The 19,207-nt window shown below is 63.5% G+C and carries 17 protein-coding genes; 5 read left to right on the top strand and 12 right to left on the bottom strand.

What is annotated here, in order from left to right:
- Positions 1–113: 113 nt before the first annotated feature.
- From glnD to B9A12_RS15150, 5 genes are all read right to left on the bottom strand, one after another.
- Positions 114–2,717, bottom strand: coding sequence for a [protein-PII] uridylyltransferase (gene glnD, locus B9A12_RS15170; protein ID WP_170920651.1), 2,604 nt, complete (start codon positions 2,715–2,717; stop codon positions 114–116).
- A 492-nt stretch (positions 2,718–3,209) separates the two neighbouring features.
- Positions 3,210–3,548, bottom strand: coding sequence for a P-II family nitrogen regulator (locus B9A12_RS15165; protein WP_084058947.1), 339 nt, complete (start codon positions 3,546–3,548; stop codon positions 3,210–3,212).
- 4 nt (positions 3,549–3,552) lie between these two features.
- Positions 3,553–5,193 (bottom strand): NAD+ synthase, encoded by a 1,641-nt coding sequence (locus B9A12_RS15160; RefSeq protein WP_084058946.1) that lies wholly within the window; start codon positions 5,191–5,193, stop codon positions 3,553–3,555.
- A gap of 13 nt (positions 5,194–5,206) precedes the next feature.
- The gene (locus B9A12_RS15155) at positions 5,207–6,730 is read right to left on the bottom strand and encodes a sigma-54-dependent Fis family transcriptional regulator (protein ID WP_084058945.1); all 1,524 of its coding nucleotides are present in this window, start codon (positions 6,728–6,730) and stop codon (positions 5,207–5,209) included.
- A 33-nt stretch (positions 6,731–6,763) separates the two neighbouring features.
- A complete protein-coding gene (locus tag B9A12_RS15150) occupies positions 6,764–8,338 on the bottom strand; it encodes a DUF4301 family protein (RefSeq protein WP_084058944.1) in 1,575 nt (524 codons plus the stop codon).
- Between the two features lie 191 nt (positions 8,339–8,529).
- Here B9A12_RS15150 and B9A12_RS15145 point away from each other — a divergent pair, with 191 nt between their 5' ends.
- From B9A12_RS15145 to B9A12_RS15135, 3 genes are read left to right on the top strand one after another with little or no spacing between them, the layout of a single operon-like run.
- On the top strand, positions 8,530–9,300 hold the full coding sequence (locus B9A12_RS15145) for an MlaA family lipoprotein (RefSeq protein ID WP_084058943.1): 771 nt from the start codon (positions 8,530–8,532) through the stop codon (positions 9,298–9,300).
- Between the two features lie 24 nt (positions 9,301–9,324).
- Positions 9,325–10,293, top strand: a complete 969-nt coding sequence (locus B9A12_RS15140; protein ID WP_084058942.1) for a calcium/sodium antiporter — start codon at positions 9,325–9,327, stop codon at positions 10,291–10,293.
- Positions 10,294–10,318: 25 nt separating this feature from the next.
- Positions 10,319–10,531 carry a hypothetical protein gene (locus B9A12_RS15135; protein WP_084058941.1) on the top strand — a complete coding sequence of 71 codons (213 nt, stop codon included), beginning with the start codon at positions 10,319–10,321 and terminating at the stop codon, positions 10,529–10,531.
- A gap of 227 nt (positions 10,532–10,758) precedes the next feature.
- Here B9A12_RS15135 and cobA read toward each other — a convergent pair whose 3' ends face one another.
- The 7 genes from cobA to B9A12_RS15100 form a co-directional block, all read right to left on the bottom strand.
- Positions 10,759–12,288 carry a uroporphyrinogen-III C-methyltransferase gene (cobA, locus tag B9A12_RS15130; RefSeq protein WP_084058940.1) on the bottom strand — a complete coding sequence of 510 codons (1,530 nt, stop codon included), beginning with the start codon at positions 12,286–12,288 and terminating at the stop codon, positions 10,759–10,761.
- A 158-nt stretch (positions 12,289–12,446) separates the two neighbouring features.
- On the bottom strand, positions 12,447–13,376 hold the full coding sequence (gene hemC, locus B9A12_RS15125) for a hydroxymethylbilane synthase (protein ID WP_084058939.1): 930 nt from the start codon (positions 13,374–13,376) through the stop codon (positions 12,447–12,449).
- A gap of 150 nt (positions 13,377–13,526) precedes the next feature.
- Entirely contained in the window at positions 13,527–13,763 is a 237-nt protein-coding gene (locus tag B9A12_RS15120; RefSeq protein ID WP_084058938.1) for an FmdB family zinc ribbon protein, read from the bottom strand.
- 56 nt (positions 13,764–13,819) lie between these two features.
- Complete coding sequence (locus tag B9A12_RS15115; RefSeq protein WP_084058937.1) at positions 13,820–14,197, bottom strand: cyclophilin-like fold protein; 378 nt, start codon at positions 14,195–14,197, stop codon at positions 13,820–13,822.
- A 9-nt stretch (positions 14,198–14,206) separates the two neighbouring features.
- Positions 14,207–15,202, bottom strand: a complete 996-nt coding sequence (locus B9A12_RS15110; protein WP_139796674.1) for a GSU2086 family protein — start codon at positions 15,200–15,202, stop codon at positions 14,207–14,209.
- Positions 15,203–15,222: 20 nt separating this feature from the next.
- Positions 15,223–15,855, bottom strand: a complete 633-nt coding sequence (locus B9A12_RS15105; RefSeq protein WP_084058935.1) for a D-sedoheptulose-7-phosphate isomerase — start codon at positions 15,853–15,855, stop codon at positions 15,223–15,225.
- 5 nt (positions 15,856–15,860) lie between these two features.
- The gene (locus B9A12_RS15100) at positions 15,861–16,871 is read right to left on the bottom strand and encodes an aminotransferase class IV (protein ID WP_084058934.1); all 1,011 of its coding nucleotides are present in this window, start codon (positions 16,869–16,871) and stop codon (positions 15,861–15,863) included.
- A 128-nt stretch (positions 16,872–16,999) separates the two neighbouring features.
- Here B9A12_RS15100 and B9A12_RS15095 point away from each other — a divergent pair, with 128 nt between their 5' ends.
- Entirely contained in the window at positions 17,000–17,752 is a 753-nt protein-coding gene (locus B9A12_RS15095; protein ID WP_139796673.1) for an HAD family hydrolase, read from the top strand.
- Positions 17,753–18,115: 363 nt separating this feature from the next.
- Positions 18,116–18,973 (top strand): PAC2 family protein, encoded by an 858-nt coding sequence (locus B9A12_RS15085; RefSeq protein ID WP_084058931.1) that lies wholly within the window; start codon positions 18,116–18,118, stop codon positions 18,971–18,973.
- Positions 18,974–19,207 lie beyond the last annotated feature (234 nt).

Here is a 19,207-nt window from a genome sequence, read left to right as displayed (position 1 = left end):
ACTATTTTGCGGATCCCCCGGGCCATCCTCCGCCGGGCCTTCCTCCAACGTCCCGGAGGAAGCCGGGACGCCCGGCCCCTGGGGGAGCCGGCACCCTGTGGAACATTTTTGTATCACACCATGGGCCACTGCACGAGACAGTCGAGCAGGCGGGCCTCAATCTCCTGGTGGCGCTCGGGATCCAGGATCTTTTCCCCCTCCAGGTTCGTCACGTAGAAGACGTCCACCACCTGGGCCCCGGGCGTTGAGATCTTGGCCAGCTGGATGGTGATGCCCAGTTCGAACAGGGTGCGGGTGACAGCGTGCAGAACGCCGGGCCGGTCCCAGGTGTAGACTTCGATGACCGTGTAGAAATCCGATGCGCTTTCGTCCAGGACCACCCGGTCCTTCTTGCGCGGCACCGCCGCTTTTTTCCTAGGAATCCGGGGCTGGTAGCGTTCAACCAGGGCCTGCAGCCGGTCCGGGTTCTCGACGCACAGCTCCAGATCCCGGGACACCCCCTGCCAGACCTCATCCGGGTGCAGGGGATCCGGAATGTTTTCCACGGTGAGCACATCCAGGGCGATTCCCCGCGCACGAGTAAAAATATCCGCCGACAAGATGTTGCATCCATGAAGCCACAACACGCCTGTGATGGTGGCGAAGAGCCCGGGCCGATCCGGACAGGCCACGGTCACCTGCCACAGTTCCTCTTCCAGGGGGCGGGCCTGGAGGACCAGCGGCTCTTCCGGCACCCGCGCTTCCATGTGGAAATGGCGAAGGATGTCCTCCGGGTCCTGGGAAAGAAGGTATCGCAGGGAAAGGCTGTCGAGCCAGCGCTCCATCCGTGCCCGGAGGGCCTGGTCGCAGCGCTCCAGCACCGCCCGCTGCACGGCTTCGGCGCGGGCTTGCGCATCTTCCGGCTTCCAGTCTCCCCGCTCCAAGGCGCGATCCACCTTGACGAAAAGCTCATGGAGCAGGGAGGCACGCCACGTGTTCCAGGCGCCGGGGCCCGTGGCCCGGGAATCGGCCACCGTGAGCAGATAGAGCAGGCGCAGACGCTCACGGTCCGCCACGCGCATGGCGCACCGAAGGATGGGCTTTTCGTCACTCAAATCCCTTTTGAGGGCCGTTTCGGCCAGCAGAAGGTGATGGCGCACGAGGAATTCCAGCAGATCCCGTTCTTCGGCGTCCAGCCCCAACCGGACGGCCAGGTCCCGGCACATGTGGGCTCCCCGGACCGAGTGGTTCTTGCCGGCGCCTTTGCCCATATCATGGACCAAGCCCGCCAGGTAGAGCACCCGTTTGTGGCGGATCTGGGAAAAGAGGGGAGCCAGCCGGACCTGGGGCGCCAGGGACTCCTGGTCCGCCTCCAGCCGGTGGAGCTCCAGCACGGTGCGCAGCAGGTGCTCATCCACCGTGTACAGATGGTACACATCGTGTTGGACCCGGTAGCGCACCGGGGCCAACTCCGGCAGGAAGGTCTGCAGGAACCCGGTCTCCATCATGACCTTGAGGATCGCGAAGGCCTTTCGGGGGTGGAGCAGGATGGAAAAGAAGCGCTCCACCACATCAGGGTCCGTTCGGAGCGCATCGGTCACGTGGGGCAGGTTCCGGCGGACAATCTGGCCGGTTCGATGGTGAAAGTGGGCATCATTTCGGGCCGCTTCCCAAAAGAGGGTCATCATGATGCCTGGATCCTGGGGTATCCGCTCCGGCTCCACGAAGAAGAGATGGTCCCCTTCCAAGAGGAGAGGCCCCGGAAGGATCTTCTTGCGTCGGCGCCGCCGACTCCGACGCTCTTTGTCGTGTTCCAGGCGGTCCACCAGGAAAGCGGCAATGCGGCGCACACGGGCGGTGTGCCTGTAATAGAGGCGCATGAAGGCCTCCACCGCAGATCCTTCGCTGCCGTCCAGAAAACCCAGTCGGTAGGCCAGGTCTTCTTGATCGGCCAGGAGCAGCTGGTCCTGACGGCGCCCGTTGGCCTGGTGGAGCTGCAGGCGGACCCGCCACAGGAAATCCTCCGCCTTCTCCAGCCACAGGGCTTCTTCCGAAGACAACCACCCTTCGCCCACCATCCGATCCAAGCCCGGATTCCCCAAGAAAACCATGCCGATCCAGCGGATGGCCTGCAGGTCTCTAAGACCCCCCGGCCCCTCTTTGACGTGGGGCTCCAGCAGATAGGTGCTCTCTCCATATTGATCCGCCCTGCGCGCTCGGAATTCTCGGAGGCGCTCCAGGAACCGGGACCGCTTGCGCACGCCGAAGGATCCCAGCAAGTCGTCCCGCCAGGCATCAAAAAAGGCTGCATCCCCGGCGATGAACCGGGCTTCCAGGTTCGTGGTCTGGGCGCTGAAATCCTCGGCCATGAGTCTTTTCAGGGCCGTGCGGGAAAGGGTGCCATGGCCCACCTCGAATTGGCAATCCCACAGGCCGTAGACCACGTCGCGCACGACGGCCTCCATGCGCCGGGGAAGCCGGCGCTTGTAGAGAAAGAGAAGATCCAGGTCGGAAACGAAGCTCAACTGCCCGCGGCCCAGACCGCCCACGGCCGCCAGGAACCATCCCTCGGAAGACTGGACCCGGGGTCCCACGGCGTCCTTTAGGGCCTCCAACACTCGAAGGGCATAGGTTTGAGCGGCCGTGACACCGGGCACATCCCGATGGCACAGGCCGGCGAATTCTTCCCGGAGCGATCTGAGGCGGGAAAAGACCGCGGCGGATGCATTCAAATCCATGGAAGCTCCCCTTTTCGGGATCGAGCGGGTGACCATGTTGGGACTCTGGCGGTCAGAAACCCCTACGTCTTTGCATCATCGGCGCACACCCTGTCCCCGGTTCGAACGGGATGCCGGAATCCGCGATTTACAGGATGGGTTCCCACCTGCGTAAGAACGCCGAAGTTGGGACCAGCTCCTGTGAGCTTATCCCAAAACGACCGCTCGGCCCGTGTGCGGACAGGATGGCCAAGGACTGCACGCAAGATCCCTCCCGCCGCCCGGAAGGCTTTGCGACGGCTTTCTCCAGGAAAAACCCGGCCGTTCGCTCCTGCCGCAAGGTGTGCGATCAGGTGGTTGTGTATCCAAGAGGTCACTTTGCCACAGCTTTCCAAAGACTACCTGAGAACGCCCAGGTTCGCCCCTACGACTCCCCAAGAGCCACCGGGCACCGTGGCATTTCGGCCCGTTAGAACCCACCAAAAGGCTGAAAGGCCATTGTGGCACAGGCTTCTAGACCGCTTGCTCCCCCCGTTCCCCGGTGCGAATCCGGATGCACTCTTCCACCGGAACCACAAAGACCTTGCCGTCTCCGATCTTGCCCGTGCGGGCCGCCTCGCAGATGGCCTCCACCACTTCACCCACCCGGTCGTCGCCCACCACGACCTCCACCTTGATCTTGGGCAGGAAGTCCACCACGTACTCCGCCCCTCGATAGATCTCCGTATGGCCCTTCTGACGGCCGAATCCGCGCACCTCCGTCACCGTCATGCCCTTGATGCCCAGGTCCGTCAGTCGCTCCTTCACATCGTCCAGCTTGAACGGCTTGATGATCGCTTCCACCTTCTTCATGGCATCATTCCTCTCGGTATCGATGGGCTATGGGGCATCGCCGCCCGGATCCGAAGGCCTTGGTCGTCACCCTCAGCACCGGGGGGGCCTGCCATCGTTTGTATTCATTCCCGTTCACCCGCCGCAGCACCCAACGCACCACCTCCGGGTCATGGCCCTCGGAGCAGATCTCCTCAAAGGAGCGGCGCTCTTCCACGTAAGCCGTTAGGATGGCATCCAACAGCGGGTATGGGGGCAGACTGTCTTGATCCTTCTGGTCTGGTCTCAGTTCGGCCGAAGGGGGGCGTGCGATGATGCGTTTCGGAATCCAACCGTAGCGCTGATTGATGTGATTGGCCAGGCGGTAGACCAAGGTTTTGGGCACATCCCCCAGAACAGACAAGCCTCCGTTCATGTCGCCGTACAGGGTGCAATACCCCACGGCCAGCTCCGATTTGTTGCCGGTGTTGAGCACCAGGCGTTCAAACTTGTTGGAAAGGGCCATGAGGAGCAGGCCGCGCAGCCGCGCCTGGATGTTTTCTTCGGTCACGTCCGGTTTCCGATCTCCGAAGAGAGGCTGTAGGGCTTCCCGTGCCGATCGGAACAGATTATGGATGGGCACCACGGCAAAGGAGACCCCCAGCCTGGCTGCCAGCTCGCGGGCGTCTTCGAGGCTTTCCGGCGCGTTGTAGGGCCCCGGAAGCGCCACGGCCATCACGTGCTCCGCCCCCAGGGCCAGCCGGGCAATGCAAGCGACCACCGCGGAATCGATCCCTCCGCTCAATCCCAGGACCACATCTCGAAAACCGCACTTTTCCGCATAATCCCGGAGGCCCAGCACGAGAGCTTCCAGCACTTCGGCCGTGGCCTCCTCGGGAGGCGGTTGGGAGATCGGGCGGGGATCTTCCAAATCCAGCAACACCACGTCTTCTTTGAAGTCAGCCCCACAGGCCAACAGGGCTCCATCCGCCCCCCACGCCATGCTGTGGCCTTGGAAGATGAGTTCGTCATTGCCACCCACTTGGTTGACATAGATCACGGGCACAGAGAACCGAAGCGCATGATCGCGCAGCAGGCCGCCCACCCAAGGGGCCTTGCCCACGTGGTAGGGGGACGCAGCGATGTTGATGAGTATTTCCATGCCCGCCGCGTGCAGATCCAACACCGGATCCACGCGGTACAGCGGCCGGGGCAAATAATCCGGCCGGGTCCAGACATCTTCGCAGACCGAAACGCCGATCCGTTTTTGCCGGTAAGTGACCACACCGGGCTCACCGCCCGGCTCGAAGTAGCGCTCCTCGTCAAAAACATCGTAAGACGGCAGAAGGCGCTTGTGGACCATGTGGCGCAGGGAGCCGTCCTCGAACCAGAGGGCCGCGTTGTGAAAGGGTTTTCCATACGGCTCCGGATTGGGGACCACGGCTCCGCACAGAACCGCCATTCCCCGGCTCGTTTCGGCGATTTCATCCCAATAACGCAGGCTCTTATCCACAAAGCCGCGCCGGTCCAGCAGATCCCGGGGCGGGTAGCCCACCAGGGCCATCTCCGGAAAGACCGCCAGGTCCGCCCCGCGCGACCGGGCTGCCTGCACTCCTTGCCGTATCTTGGCCGCATTACCGGCGAAATCCCCCACGGTGGCGTTCATTTGGATCAGGGCGATCTTCACGGTGCTTTTCTCCTCAAACGGACCGGTTCCGGAATCGCTGGGGATCGATCCCGTACTTTCGCACCTTGTACTGGATGACCCGTTTGGTGGTACCCAACAGCCGGGCCGCCTGGGACTGATTGCCCTTGGTGTCCTTCAGGGCCTCCACGATGAGATCGCGTTCATAGGCCCCCACCAGCGCTTCCAGTTTTCCCCGGGACCGGGAACGCAGTTCCACAGGCTTCATCTGCAGCGTGGGCGGCAGATGACGGGCCTCGATGGCCCCGCCGGAAGCGAGCACCACCGCCCTTTCCATGCAATTTTCGAGCTCACGAACGTTGCCCGGCCAATGGTAGGCCATGAGCAGGTCGATGGCGGGCGTGGAAATGCGCTCGACCGATTTGCCGAACTGCTCCGCGTACTTCACCACGAAATAATCGGCCAACAGCAAGATGTCGGGGCCTCGGTCCCGGAGGGGAGGCAGGAAGATGGGAAAGACATTGAGGCGGTAGTAGAGATCCGAGCGAAACCGGCCCTTGGCCACCTCTTGGTCCAAGTCCCGGTTGGTGGCCGCCACCACCCGCACGTCCACCTTCACGGTACGCGACGAGCCCAGGGGCTGGAACTCTCGTTCCTGGAGCACGCGGAGCAGCTTCGCCTGAGCCACCGGCGAGAGCTCTCCCACCTCGTCCAGGAAGATGGTCCCCCCCTGGGCTTCTTCAAAGCGTCCCCGCCGCCGGGTGACCGCCCCTGTGAAGGCTCCCCGTTCGTGGCCGAACAGCTCGCTTTCCAGCAGCGTGTCGGGCATGGCGGCGCAGTTGACCCGAACCAGGGGGCCCTTGCTGCGGCGACTGTTCTCGTGGATGGCCTGGGCCACCAGTTCCTTTCCCGTACCGGTTTCCCCGTGGATGAGGACGGTGGTGTTGGTATCCGCCACCTGGTCGATCAGTCGAAGCACGTCACGGATCACCTTGGAACGGCCCAGGATTCGGGTCTTGGGCCGCCGGGCTTCGGCCAGTAGGTGCCTGAGCCTCCGGTTTTCCTCCGCTACCGCCCGGTAATGGACCACCTTGCCCAGCAGTTCCGCCACGGCCCCCAGCAGCGCCACCTCGCGGCTCAGGTCCGCCACGTCCCGACTCAGCTTGTCCGCGGAAAGGACCCCCACCACCCGTCCTTGGTGGAAGATGGGCACACACAGAAAGGCCAGTTCCTTGCGGTCCAGCTTCTTGCGAGCGCCCGTTCGGTCCAGAAAGTGCGTCTCTTCGCCCAGGTTGGCAATGGCCAGTGGCCGGCCGGTCTGGGCCACCTTGCCCGTGATTCCTTCACCGGGCCGGTAGATGACGCTCCCGGCGCGCACATCCACTCCGTGCGCCACGTCCAGCCAGGCCTCACCCGTGCGGGCATCCAGGATGGAAACCATGCCCCGTTCCATGCCAAGCCGATCGCTCAAAACCGCCAGCACGCCCTGCAGTTGTTCCTTGATGTCGTCGGGCCTGGCCAGGGTTCGGGCGATCTCGTGGAGCGCCTCCAGCTCTTCCAGTGAGTATTTTTCGTTCATGGGCCCCTTTGAGAGGAATCTCGTGCTCGTTTTCTAAGGGCGACCCCGCGGCTGGTGTTCCGACCGCAAGAGATCCAGTACCGTCTTGACCGGATTGAAGGTGATTGTGGGCACCTGGACAAACAGCGTATTCCAAAAGGCCATGGACCCGTTCCACAGGCCGGGAAGCTCCAGTGCCTTGAGCGGCCTGCCCTCCAGGGATTTCCTGGTGATGATCACCGCGTTGGGATCCACATATCTTTGGAGATCGTAGGGCTTGCCGTCCGGATCGCGAAGGGCGCAGACCAAATCCACGGGGTTGAAGTGCGTGGATCGGCTCCAGATGGCCCGCTGTGCGGGATCGTCCATATTCACTTGGGCCTTTTCCACGATCTGCATCCGAATCCTTCCGTCGGCGTTGCGCACCCAGAAGGGGCCGCCGCCCGGCTCGCCCACGTTGCGCACCATGCCGCACACCCGCATGGGCCGATCCAGGGCGTCCAGGATCAGATCCCGTTGGGCCGAAAGGGAGCCGCCGACGGCGGAGCCCGCCTCCCCAAAGGTTTCCTGGACGAAGCGGCGGGCGTCTTCCACGGCGTTTCGGGATCCAACGGCCCGCAGTCGCTTGATGTGCGCGTGCACCTGCTGCTGGATGAGCACCGCCAGGCCTCCCAGGATGCGCTTCCACCGAAGGGTCTCCCCTTTCAGGTGATCGGGCACCACGTTGTCGATGTTTTTGATGTAAACCAGGTCCCCGTCCAACCCGGAAAGGTTTCCCAAGAGCGCTCCATGGCCCGCAGGCCGGAAGACCAGGCGGCCTTGCGCATCCCGGAAAGGTCGGTTGTGCTCATCCACGGCGATGGTATGGGTGGAAGGGCTTTGATGAGAAAAGCCCATGGCATATTGTGTATTCAGGCGTCCTTCGTGGACCGGACGCACCCGGTCCACATGCTCCCGAAAGAGATCCTCGTGTTCCGGACTCACGGTGAAATGGAGCCGGCAGGCCCCATGGGCGTTCCGCACATAGTGGGCCGCCTCCACCAGGTGCTCTTCCAGGGCCGTGCGCACGTGGTCGTCATAGCGGTGAAAGGGGATGAGCGCCTTGGGAAGGCGCCCCAGCCCCAGGCCCTCTTCCGTGAGCAGAAGACGAAGGGGCCGTTCCAAGTCCCCCGCCTTCAAGGCCTGATCCAGCCTGCAGCCCTGGCTTTCCGTCCGGGCCTTCCAGGCCTCATAAAACGCAAACCGCTGGGCCTCCTTTACAAAACGCACGGCACTGCGGGCGGCCTCGTCCCCCCCATCCGCCCGCTCTTGGAGCCGTTCCAGGCGGGGGACGGGGTCTTCGTTCAGCACAGCAAACAGGGCCTGAAACATGCGGGTGGCGGCACCGGAGGCGGGCACGAATTTAAGATACCGTCCGTTCCGGGACGCCTTGTGATAGGCCTCCAGGCATTGCTTTTCCAAGGCGCCGTCCACCGTCAGGATCCCGTCGCCCAGGGTGCAGGGTCGATGGAGATCCCAAAAGGTGTCCTGTCGGGCGAAGAGTTCCAACTGTCGCTGCACTTCTTCCGTGGAGATCCCCACTTCCGCCAACTGGTTCCGGTCCTGCTGGGAAAAAGAAAAGCGATCCATACCGTCGGCCTCCGTCGTTTCCATCCTCCAAGCCCTGGGGTCTGTGAGCCGGGTTCTGGTGGCGTTCACACATACCACAAACCGACCCGGCGCAGAAAGGCCGGGCGCGTTATCCGGTTGACAAACCCAGGGGAAACCGCGTTACATGAGGTTTCCCGATCCTCATACGCGACCTGAGATGGAGGAAAGCGATGCGCAAGGACATACACGGCACGAAGATCAGGGGTGCGGCGTTGTGGCTGATGGGTGCGGTTTTGGCGGCCATCCTGGCGATCCCTTGGGTTCCCGGTGTTGGGGCGACCGACGCGTGGGCGGCCACCGATGAATTCCACGACCCCTTCGCCGAGGAAACCGTGACGGTGGCGGATCCCCTGGAGCCCATGAACCGTTTCTTTTTCCACTTCAACGACAAGCTCTACTTCTGGGTCCTCAAGCCTGTGGCCAAGGTGTACGGAACGATTCTGCCGCCGGGGGTGCGCATCGCCATTCGAAACGCCTATGACAACATCCTGGCGCCCGTGCGCATCGTGAACAACCTGCTGCAGGGCAAGATCAAACGATGCGGTGTGGAGATAGCCCGCTTCGCCCTCAATTCCACCCTGGGAGCCGGAGGTATGTTCGATCCGGCAGAACAGGAATTCGGCCTCAAGGCCTACGACGAAGACTTCGGCCAGACCCTGGGAGTCTATGGCATGGGCCACGGCATCTACATCAATTGGCCCCTGTTCGGCCCCTCCTCGATCCGCGACACCCTGGGCTTCGGGGGCGATATCTTCCTGGATCCCACCTCCTATCTCTATCCGCCCGCCGGCGTCTACGTGGGAGTGAAGGCCGTTAAGGTGGTGAACCGCACCTCTTTGCGCCTGGGCGAATATGAAGACCTCAAGGCGTCCGCTCTCGATCCCTACGTGGCCCTGCGCGATGCCTACATCAGCTATCGGCACAAACAGGTGCAGGAGTAGCGGAAGGGAGGGCAACGGAGTCCCATGATTTTGTACGGCGCGGCCGCCTTGGCCGGCATCTGTGGACTCATGTGGGGAGCGGACCGATTTGTGGAGGGTGCGGCCCGGCTGGCCCGCCGTTTGGGGATCTCCCCGCTCATCGTGGGACTCACCGTGGTCTCCTTCGGCACGTCGCTTCCGGAGCTGCTCATCGCCGTGACGGCCACCTTCATGGGGCACCCGGACGTGGCCGTGGGAAACGTGGTGGGAAGCAACGTGGCCAACATTTGCCTGATCCTTGGAACCGCCTCCCTCTTTCGTCCCCTCCTGATTCAGTCCTCCCTGATCCACCGCGAATATCCGGCCCTGGTGGCCGTGTCCGTACTGGCCTGGCTCATGGCCAAGGACGGCGTCTTCAGCCGGTTCGAGGGACTGATCTTGCTGGGTGCCATGGCCCTGTTTCTGGGGTGGATGGTTCAATCGGCCAAACAGGGCCATGTGGACAAGTTGGTGTCGGAGGCGAGCGAGACGCCTGAACCCGCCCAAAAGGAAGGCCTTGGCAGGCCCGTGACCTATCTCGTGATGGGCCTTGTGTGTCTCAGCGTGGGAAGCCGCCTGCTGGTCTGGGGCGGTGTGGGCATGGCGCGGGCCTTCGGCGTGAGCGAACTGGTGATTGGACTCACCCTGGTGGCCCTGGGAACGAGCCTTCCGGAATTGGCCACTTCCGTGGCGGGGGCCATCAAGAAGGAAGACGACATCGCGGTGGGCAACGTGGTGGGGTCCAACCTATTCAATACGCTGGCCATCCTGGGGATCCCGGCGACCCTTGTTCCGCTGCGGGTCTCCTCGGAAGCCTTCCACCGGGACTTTCCGGTCATGCTGCTGGCCACCTTCTTGCTCTGGCCCGTATGCCGGTCCTGGAAGGCCGGCCGTCAGGGGAGGGTCAACCGCCTGGAAGGCGGGGCCCTGGCCGCGGGATATCTGGCCTACATGACCTACCTGTTCGTCCACTGACACGCCGCGCGGAGTTCAACGGAACATGAAGAAAACGGTTCGGATCCTCGCCGGCTGCCTCCTGCTGGTACTGGGTGTGGTGGGCCTCTTTCTGCCCGTGCTCCAGGGAGCCCTCTTCCTTGCGTTGGGGTTCTTGCTGCTGGGAAAAGAAATCCCCTGGGTGGCCCGATTCCTGACCCGTTTGGGTGAACGCTACCCGGTTCTGGGCCGCTGGCTGAAGCAACACCATGAACCATGAAGACCTGCGGCCGGCACATCCTGAAGCCCGCCCCTCCAGAGCTTGTCCGGGAACGCCCAGGTTCATCCCTTCTTGTGCGAACGCAAAGGTGGAACTCCCAGACCCGCCCGCGCTACGGGCCTGGTCTTGCGGGAGGCGGGGCGGGTTCCGAATCCGCCCCCAGAAAGCTCAAAAAAAACATCACATGGCACAGTAGAAGAAAGGCCAAAAAGACCGAGAGGCCATTGTCAGACAGCCTTCTGACCCGCCAGGTGGTCGCACAGGGCGTTGACCAGGCCGGTAAGGGTGTACTCCTCGGCCACCACCTGCACCTCAATCCCATGAGCGCGGGCCGTGTCGGCGGTAACAGGGCCGATGCAGGCCACGGTGGTCTTTTGCAACAGTTGCACCGGATCGTGGGCAGCCAGCACCTGGATCAAGTTGGTCACGGTGGACGACGAGGTGAAGGTGACCACGTCCACACGGCCCTCCCGGAGCATCTCGGCCACCGCGTCGGATCCCTCTTGGGGCAGCACCGTTTCGTAGGCGGGCACCACGTCCACGTGAGCGCCCCATTGGCGGAGCGTTTCCGGAAGGACCTCACGGGCCACCTTGGCGCGGGGGAGAAGAACACGCGCCCCCTGGACCGATTGGGCGCCCATGGCCTGCAGGATGCCTTCCGCCCGGTATTCACCGGGAACCACGTCCAGCCGCAGGCCCCGTGCTTTCAGGGCTTGGGCCGTCTTGGGCCCGATGGCGGCCAGTTTCAACCCGGCGAGAGCGCGCACGTCCCTCCCCGTCTCCTGGAGGCGGTCCATGAAGAGGCGCACTCCGTTCACACTGGTAAAGATCACCCAGTCGTAGGTCTGGAGCTCGGCCAGAGCCCGATCCAAGGGCTCCCAGCTTGCCGGTGGAACGATCCGGATGGTGGGAAACTCCACACACCGGGCGCCCTTCTCTTCCAGAAGCTTCTTGAAATCACTGGCCTGCTCCCGGGCACGTGTCACCACGACGGTGCGCCCGAACAGCGGGCGACGTTCAAACCAGTTGAGCTGATCCCGGAGTCGCACCACCTCGCCCACCACAATGAGCGCAGGCGGCTTCAGGCCCGCGTCCCGCACCCGGTCCGCCACGTCCCGAAGCGTTCCCGTCACCGTGCGCTGTTCCGGCGTGGTGCCCCAACGGATCACCGCCACGGGGGTTTCCGGGGAGCGACCATATTCCATGAGACGCGCCGTGATCTCCGGCAAGTTCTTCACCCCCATGAAGAAGACCAGGGTTCCCACGGCCGTGGCCAGCTTGGACCAGTCGATTTTGGATTCCTGGGAATCGGCCCGCTCATGGCCGGTGATGAAGGCCATGGACGCCGTATGGTCCCGATGAGACAAGGGAATCCCAGCATAGGCGGGAACGGCCACCGCGGCGCTCACCCCGGGCACCACCTCAAAATCGATCCCGGCCGCCACCAGCTCCTGAGCCTCTTCCCCTCCACGTCCGAACACGAAAGGATCGCCGCCCTTGAGGCGCACCACCACATGGTGCCGCCCCTTTTCCACCAGGAGCCGGTTGATCCCTTCCTGGCTCAGGGTGTGGTCGCCTCCCTTCTTGCCCACGTAAATCCTTTCGGCGTGGGCCGGAGCGAAAGCCAGCAACTCCTCATTGGCCAAAAAGTCGTAGACCACCACTTCGGCCTTTCGGAGCACTTCCACTCCCCGCAACGTAAAAAGACCCGGATCCCCGGGTCCTGCGCCCACCAGATAGACTTTTCCCTTTTTCACGTCGTCCTCACGATCTCCCTATGAAAGATCAGCGTTCATGATGCCTGGAGAAGCGGCCTCGGCCGCAATTCCCATGGCCGCTGGATCGGATCCCGCCCCCAAGTCCCTTGCAGGGCGGCCCGTTTCATCCATGGGGGAGGTGAACCGTGCCATGATCCTCAGGAGGCGCTGTAGATCGCATCCAGGATCTCGCGCGCCCCCGCATCCAGAAGCCGCCGGGCCAGATCGTTTCCCAGGGCCTCTTCCGATCCGAGCGGCGCTCCGGCCGACTCCCGATAAACCGTCCGTCCATCCAGGGACGCCACCAGGCCCGTCAGCACCACACCGTCTTTACTCATCACGGCGTGGCCCGCAATGGGTACCTGGCAACCCCCTTCCAGGGTGTGCAAAAACGCCCGCTCCGCCGCCACGGCCCGCGCGGTGGATGCATCGTGGAGGGGCTCCAGCAGGGCGCGAACCCGATCATCGTCCTTTCGGATTTCCAAGCCCAGAGCCCCTTGACCAATGGCCGGAACAAAGCGCTCTGGATCCAGGTAGGCCGTGATACGATCCTGCCAGCCCATGCGGTGGAGCCCGGCCGCGGCCAGCACCACGGCATCGTAGGCGCCTTCCCGAACCTTGCGAAGACGCGTGTCCAGATTGCCGCGTAGATTCTCGATACACAAATCGGGGCGAAGGACGAGAAGCTGGGCCGCCCGTCGAAGGCTGCTGGTCCCCACCACCGCCCCGTGGGGCAGGTCATCCAGGCTTTCGAAACGCTGTGAAACCAGCACATCCCGGGGATCCTCCCGGGCGGGCACCACAGCCAGGTCCAAGGGGGCGGGCAATTGGGCCGGCACGTCCTTCATGCTGTGGACAGCCAGATCCACCCGACCTCCCATCAGGGCCTCTTCGATCTCCTTGACGAAAAGCCCCTTCCCCCCCACTTTGGCCAAAGGCACGTCCAGGATTCTGTCTCCGGTGGTCTTGATGACTTCCAGGCTCACGTGAAGATCGGGCCAGCGGGCCTCCAGGAGCTCCTTGATCATCTCACTCTGTCTGAGAGCCAGAAGGCTCCCGCGCGTGCCAATAACAAGCGTCTCGCCCACGAATCCTCTTCCTCCCTGGCCAAGGCCCTGCCCACCGGCCCAACACTCATTTCCCGGCCAGCGCTGTGATTCTTTCCCCGGTCCGCGGCTGGCCGCTCGTCGGGCGGTCCTCCCGCCCGGTCCAAGGAATCACGGACCGCGCCTCACCATTTAGTGGCACGTGGCGCAGCTGCCGCCGGCACAGCCGGAACACGACGAGGCCCCGGCGGAACCCATGCGGCTGCTCGCCGCCCCCTTGTCCCCTCCGCTCTTGAATCCGCAGACGGACATGACCCGCTGGGCATCCTGAGAACCGCACGCCGGACAGGAAACCGGCTCATCGCTTCGAAAGACAAGATACTCAAACTTCTCGGAACATTGGGAACATTCGAATTCGTAAATGGGCATGATCGTTTCACCTCGCTCCAATAGATTGTGCGGCCCCGGGAGGGCGCGCTCCTATCTTAAGACGCCAGGGCAATCCGAACAAGGTCTCCGTCCCGCACCGACTTGAAGAGCCCGGGATCGCCGCACACCCGGCCCACCACATTGACGGCGCTGGCCGCACGGATCTCGTCTCCGCGGCTCGCCGGGGTGGGACCGAAAAAGATGCAAAAGGCCTTCCCCGTGGGCCAGTAGCCCAACTCGCCCCGTTCCACCACTTCCCGCGCGTCCTCGGCCAGCGATTCGGTCACGGGAACGGCAAAGTAGATCTCTTCCCCCCAGGTATTGGCTTCCGCCTCCAGGGGCAGCGCCTCCGCAATGCGCCGGGCCGTGGGGGAATCGTTCAACAGAGCGTCCATCGTGATGCCGGGGGCTTGGATACGGATCTTGGTCGCCATGGCGTCCTCCTACGATGCTTCTCCGGTGGAATCCGGCGGGGCACCCGCCGGGGCGGGACCCCCTTTGTCGGCCAGCGCCTCTTTGAGCGCCGCGCAAAAGAGGGGAAAGAGGATCTCGTGGTGGCCCACCAGGCTGAACCCCCGCCCTTTTCCCGCCGTGGGCCGCTCCACCACGTTCACCTGGGGCCGATAGTGGCGCATGAAGTCCATGTTGAGGGTGGTGAGACCGGAAAGGTCGTATCCCAGATTGGCGGCCACACTCACCGCCTTGAGGAAGACTTCCGGAAGCACCACCGCCGATCCCAAGTTGATGTACACGCCCTTGCGCAAGTTGGAGACCAGGCGGCAGAAGATCCTGAAATCCAAGTGGCTGGCGGCCCCCGCCGCGGCACCGTCCATGGACGGGTGCATGTGGATGATGTCCGTGCCCATGGCCACGTGCACCGTTACCGGGATCCCCAACCGCGCCGCCGCCGAAAGGATACTGAAACGGGCATAGGGAGGATCGGCCTCCAGCAAAGCCCGGCCCACGGCTTCGCCGAAGCCCACCCGGCCCACATTTCCCGGCCGGCTCACCGCCCCGTTGATGAACTCCGCCGTCTCCCGCGCCATGCCGAACCGGCCCAAGGACAGGTGCGCCCCCACGTCTTCCGAGGTCTTTCCCGCCAGAGCCATCTCCACGTCATGGATCACCCCGGCCCCGTTCAGGGCCACCCCCTTGAGGATTCCCGATTCCATGGCATCGATGATCACCGGGGCCAGCCCCACCTTGATGGGATGTGCGCCCATGCCCAGGAGCACGGTGCGGCCGTCCCAGACGGCATCGGCCACGGCCTGCACGGCTTCCACCAGATCCTTGGCCGCCAGCTGGGCCGGCAGACACGCGAGAAAATCCTTCAGGCGCCCGCCGGCGACCCACGGCTTTGCCAGATCCCGGGCCGCCACCTTGCTGGGCCGATCGAAAAGGCTGGTGGTGCGGATGGCTTCCAGGGAAAGGGGCTCCATTCTTTTCGTTTCTCCTCCCATCAGACGGCACCCGGATCGGAGGCTTCCGGTCGGCGCCCATCGGTTCCGAAAAGGAGCACCTCCATGAGCTCACACAGAACATGTCCGGCGGCGATATGGCCCTCCTGGACCCGTGCGGTCACAGGCGACGGCACGTGAAGGATCCGGTCGCAATAGATGTCCATGTCCGTCTTGTCCCTGCCGGCAAAACCCAGGGTGTGCAGGCCGTGTTCCCGGGCCCAGCGCAGAGCCCGCAGAACGTTTTCCGAACGCCCGCTGGTGCTCAGCCCCAAGGCCACGTCACCGGCCTCCCCCAGCGCCTGAATCTGCTTGAGAAAGACGTCGTTGAAATCATAGTCGTTGGCGATGCTGGTCAGCACCGAGGTGTCCACCGTCAGCGCTATCGCCGGCAGGGGAGCCCGTTCCATCTGGAACCGGTTGATGCATTCCGCCGCCAGGTGCTGGGCATCCGCGGCGCTCCCGCCGTTGCCGAAAAGGTAGAGACGCCGATGGGCCTTGAAGGCGGCGGCCACCGTCTGGGCCATCTCCACAATCACCGGCCCCTGGGAGCGCCACAGCCCCTCGACGGCCGCCAGAGACTGGCCGAAGGCCCGATCCACTCGATCCAGAAGACGCTCTTTCGATGGACTCATGGTCGTCATCCTGTGGTTTGGGTGGGTTCCGGCTCGTCCCAGACCGGAGTGCGCACCCCCTCCCCGGACCGGATATCCTGAACCAGCAGGTCCCGGAAGCGGCGGAACCAGGGCCCCGGCACCCCGTCGCCGATGGGGTTCCCGTCGTATTGAACCACGGGCAGCACATTGAAGGTGGTCCCGAAGGTCATCACCTCCGCGGCCTGGTACGCATCTTCCGGCCGGATGTCGGCCTCCGCCGCCTGGGCCAGCTCCCCTTGCTCCACCAGGTTACCGGCCAGCTCCAGCATGCGCGTCACCGTGGTGCCCCGCAGAATGCGGTCAAACCGAGGCACCAGAAATCGGTTGTCCCGGGTCACGATGCCCACGTTTTCCGTGGCGCCTTCGCCCAGCAAGCCCTTTTCGTCGATGGACACGGTGAAGTCCACGCCCGCATCCCGGGCTTCCTTGGTCATGAGCACATTGGGCAGGTAATTGCAACTCTTCACACTGGCAAAATAGGACTTCTTGATGGGAATATGGCTGCTCTTGAGGGTGACGCCCTGGGTGAGTTTTTCCTCCGGAGCGTGTTTCAGGCGCGTGATGACAATATAGAGCTGGCTCGCGGGACACTCGTAGGGATCCGTGGTGAATCCACCGGGGCCCCGCGACAGGAAAAGCCGCACCAGGCATTCCCGCTTTCCCGAAGCCCGAACGGTCTGCTTGATGAGCTCCTCCAGGCGGGGGCGGTCCACCGGCCAGGTGAGCTGCGCGATGGCGCAGGATCGCTCCAACCGGTCCAAATGCCGGTCCAACAGATAGAGAAAGCCGTCCACACACTTGAAGGCCTCGAAGATACCATCTCCGCGGTGTACCAGGTGATCGTCCACGGGGATGACCATCAGGCGCGGATCGGTGAGGATGCCCCCGAGCCACGAAGAATACATGGCCAGGTAGTTGGTATGGTACGGCTCTTGTCTTTGCGCCAGTCGATCCACGGCGGCATCGAAATCGAGCAGCGGTACGTGCTCACCCATCTTGTCCTCCCTTTTCGTGGCCCCGAAAACATCGACCGCCCCGGCCGATCCCAAAGAACGCCTAAAAATAGACAAGCGATCCCGTATGTGCAAGCCGCCATCCGGGATTTTGTCCTTGGGAGAGCATCTTGGACGATGGTAAGACGATACGCACCCTGGAAGAGGCGGAGAGAAAGGACACACTTGGCATGATTCAGGCCCTTGTCTTCGACTTCGACGGCACCCTGGCGGAGTTGCATCTGGACTTTTCCATCATGAAGGAGCGGATCGCGGTACTGGCCGAAACGCATCTTCATCGCCGACCCGCCCCCGCATCCATGCCCGCCCTGGAATGGATCGAACACCTGACCCGGGAAATGCCCGGGGCCAACGGCGCCGGCGAAGCATTCCGCAGGGAGGCCCTGGAACTGGTGGTGGACATGGAGATGGAAGCCGCGCAACGGGGCAAGCTCTTTCCCTACACCCGATCCATCCTCCGGGACCTGCAAGCCTGGGGCGTGCCCGCGGCCATCATCACCCGCAACTGCAGCCGGGCCGTCCGCCATGTTTTTCCGGACATCCACCGCTTGTGTCCTTGTTTCCTGGCCCGGGATCATGTGGACAAAGTCAAGCCCCACCCGGAACATTTGAAAAAAGCCCTTTCCCGACTGGGCGTGGAAAGCGCTCGCGCCCTCATGGTGGGGGACCACCCGCTGGACATCGAGACGGGGCGTCGAGCGGGAACCCTGACGGCGGCGGTGGCCACCGGCCGCGTGGGCACCGATGAGCTCAAGGCGGCGGGACCCCATTGGGTCTTCCGGGACTGTGCCACGCTTTGGCAGGAACTGCGCCGTCTCAAGCTCATCGAAAAGCGGAGTGAAAGCCCCCGGCGGTCGCCATGAACCATGCCCCGGCGGATCCCCATGTGACCGGGCACCTTGTGGGAAGGCCTTTCCAAAAAGGCCTTCAGCCCATAAAATCCCCGTCGGGCACGATCCCGGGAGGATGCATCAAAACGCTGAGGATGAACCCGTTTTGGGTGGCACAACCCTTGAGGAGCTTGTGCGAGGACGCCCAGGGCGCTCCCTTCTTGGGTGGACGGAAGGTTGGGACCACCAGCCGGGGCCGTGCTGCCGGCCATTTCCCAGAATGAGGATGGCCCTTGGCCGCGGGGTTCGAGTTCCCCAGCGAGCCAGTCAATAAAGATTTCCCGGCATCTCGGACCGGAGCGCCCTTCTCGGTCCTGGAGAAAGGATGAAGTGGTCATGGAGACAACCCCATTGGCACCGAAAATACACGCCCCAAAGGCGGTGATCAGCTTCATGGGGTGGCCCGACGCCGGCGGGCTCTCTTCCAAGATCCTGGAGGAAATCCGCCGCCAGCATCCTTGTGTTCGGGCGGCCGTGTGGGATCTGGAGGGTTTCTGGCACACGTCGGAGCAGCGCCCCCACGTGGTCATCCGGCACGGGCAGATCCAGCGCTTGGAATGGCCCCAGATGAGGATCTTCATGCCGTCCGACGATTCCAAGCCTCCGTTCCTTTGGGGCGTTGGCCCCGAACCCACCATCGGCTGGCGCCGCTTCAGCATGCAGCTCCTGGAGAAGCTCAAAGAATGGGGCGTCCGGGAACTGGTGCTCCTGGGAAGCCTCTACGACCACATCTTCTACGACGAAATCTGCATCTCCGGCCTGGCCCACGACGCGCAGGGCTACAACCAGATCCAGGCCTGGGGCTGTCACACCGGTGAATACGAGGGGCCCAGCTCCATCCACGCCGCCATCCTGGAGGCCGCCCCCCACCTGAAGATTCGGGCCGTGAATCTGTGGGCCCACGTGCCCTTCTACCTGAAGGAACCCCACGGATTGCTGCTGCACCGCCTCATGGAGATCCTGGGCGATTTTTTGGAACGTCGCTGGGATTTGAGCCATCTTCTGACCGCCTGGAAGGACCAGGAGAGGGAAATCGAAAAGATGCTCTCCCAGGATTCGGACCTGGCTCAGCAGATCAAGGCGTTGAAAAAGGGTGAACCGGTCCCTCCCCCCGAACGTTCTCGAGGCTCCGCGCAGGTGATCCGCCTGGATCGCTTCCAAAAGAAGTCCCCGCCCAAAAACAAAGGGCGCTGACACCGCCCGGGTCCTCGAACCAAGACGACACGGTGGACACCACCGGCAGGAACGCACCGCAGGGGCGTCCCCAAAGAAGGCACGGGACACCGAAGATCCTTTCCCCGGGGCACCGGCCTCGGGGGCCGTGGGAGAGCCCCGGACGGGGTGTGGATCAAAGGATATTGCCTGCCACTTCAGGGGGGTGCCATGACCCGTAGCCGCGGGGATCATGCCCCGTGGCTAGGAAGGCAA

The sequence above is a fragment of the Desulfacinum hydrothermale DSM 13146 genome, assembly GCF_900176285.1.
In the GTDB taxonomy this organism is placed as follows: domain Bacteria; phylum Desulfobacterota; class Syntrophobacteria; order Syntrophobacterales; family DSM-9756; genus Desulfacinum; species Desulfacinum hydrothermale.
This window is presented reverse-complemented; position numbering and strand designations above follow the sequence as displayed.

What these genes read in the sequence shown, in the direction of transcription:
- B9A12_RS15140 (WP_084058942.1), top strand. Translation starts at nt 9,325, where the DNA reads ATGATTTTGTACGGCGCGGCCGCCTTGGCCGGCATCTGTGGACTCATG.
- B9A12_RS15145 (WP_084058943.1), top strand. Translation starts at nt 8,530, where the DNA reads ATGCGCAAGGACATACACGGCACGAAGATCAGGGGTGCGGCGTTGTGG.
- B9A12_RS15155 (WP_084058945.1), bottom strand. Translation starts at nt 6,730, where the DNA reads ATGAACGAAAAATACTCACTGGAAGAGCTGGAGGCGCTCCACGAGATC.
- B9A12_RS15120 (WP_084058938.1), bottom strand. Translation starts at nt 13,763, where the DNA reads ATGCCCATTTACGAATTCGAATGTTCCCAATGTTCCGAGAAGTTTGAG.
- glnD (WP_170920651.1), bottom strand. Translation starts at nt 2,717, where the DNA reads ATGGATTTGAATGCATCCGCCGCGGTCTTTTCCCGCCTCAGATCGCTC.
- B9A12_RS15150 (WP_084058944.1), bottom strand. Translation starts at nt 8,338, where the DNA reads ATGGATCGCTTTTCTTTTTCCCAGCAGGACCGGAACCAGTTGGCGGAA.
- B9A12_RS15085 (WP_084058931.1), top strand. Translation starts at nt 18,116, where the DNA reads ATGGAGACAACCCCATTGGCACCGAAAATACACGCCCCAAAGGCGGTG.
- B9A12_RS15135 (WP_084058941.1), top strand. Translation starts at nt 10,319, where the DNA reads ATGAAGAAAACGGTTCGGATCCTCGCCGGCTGCCTCCTGCTGGTACTG.
- B9A12_RS15110 (WP_139796674.1), bottom strand. Translation starts at nt 15,202, where the DNA reads ATGGAGCCCCTTTCCCTGGAAGCCATCCGCACCACCAGCCTTTTCGAT.
- B9A12_RS15115 (WP_084058937.1), bottom strand. Translation starts at nt 14,197, where the DNA reads ATGGCGACCAAGATCCGTATCCAAGCCCCCGGCATCACGATGGACGCT.
- B9A12_RS15100 (WP_084058934.1), bottom strand. Translation starts at nt 16,871, where the DNA reads ATGGGTGAGCACGTACCGCTGCTCGATTTCGATGCCGCCGTGGATCGA.
- B9A12_RS15165 (WP_084058947.1), bottom strand. Translation starts at nt 3,548, where the DNA reads ATGAAGAAGGTGGAAGCGATCATCAAGCCGTTCAAGCTGGACGATGTG.
- B9A12_RS15105 (WP_084058935.1), bottom strand. Translation starts at nt 15,855, where the DNA reads ATGAGTCCATCGAAAGAGCGTCTTCTGGATCGAGTGGATCGGGCCTTC.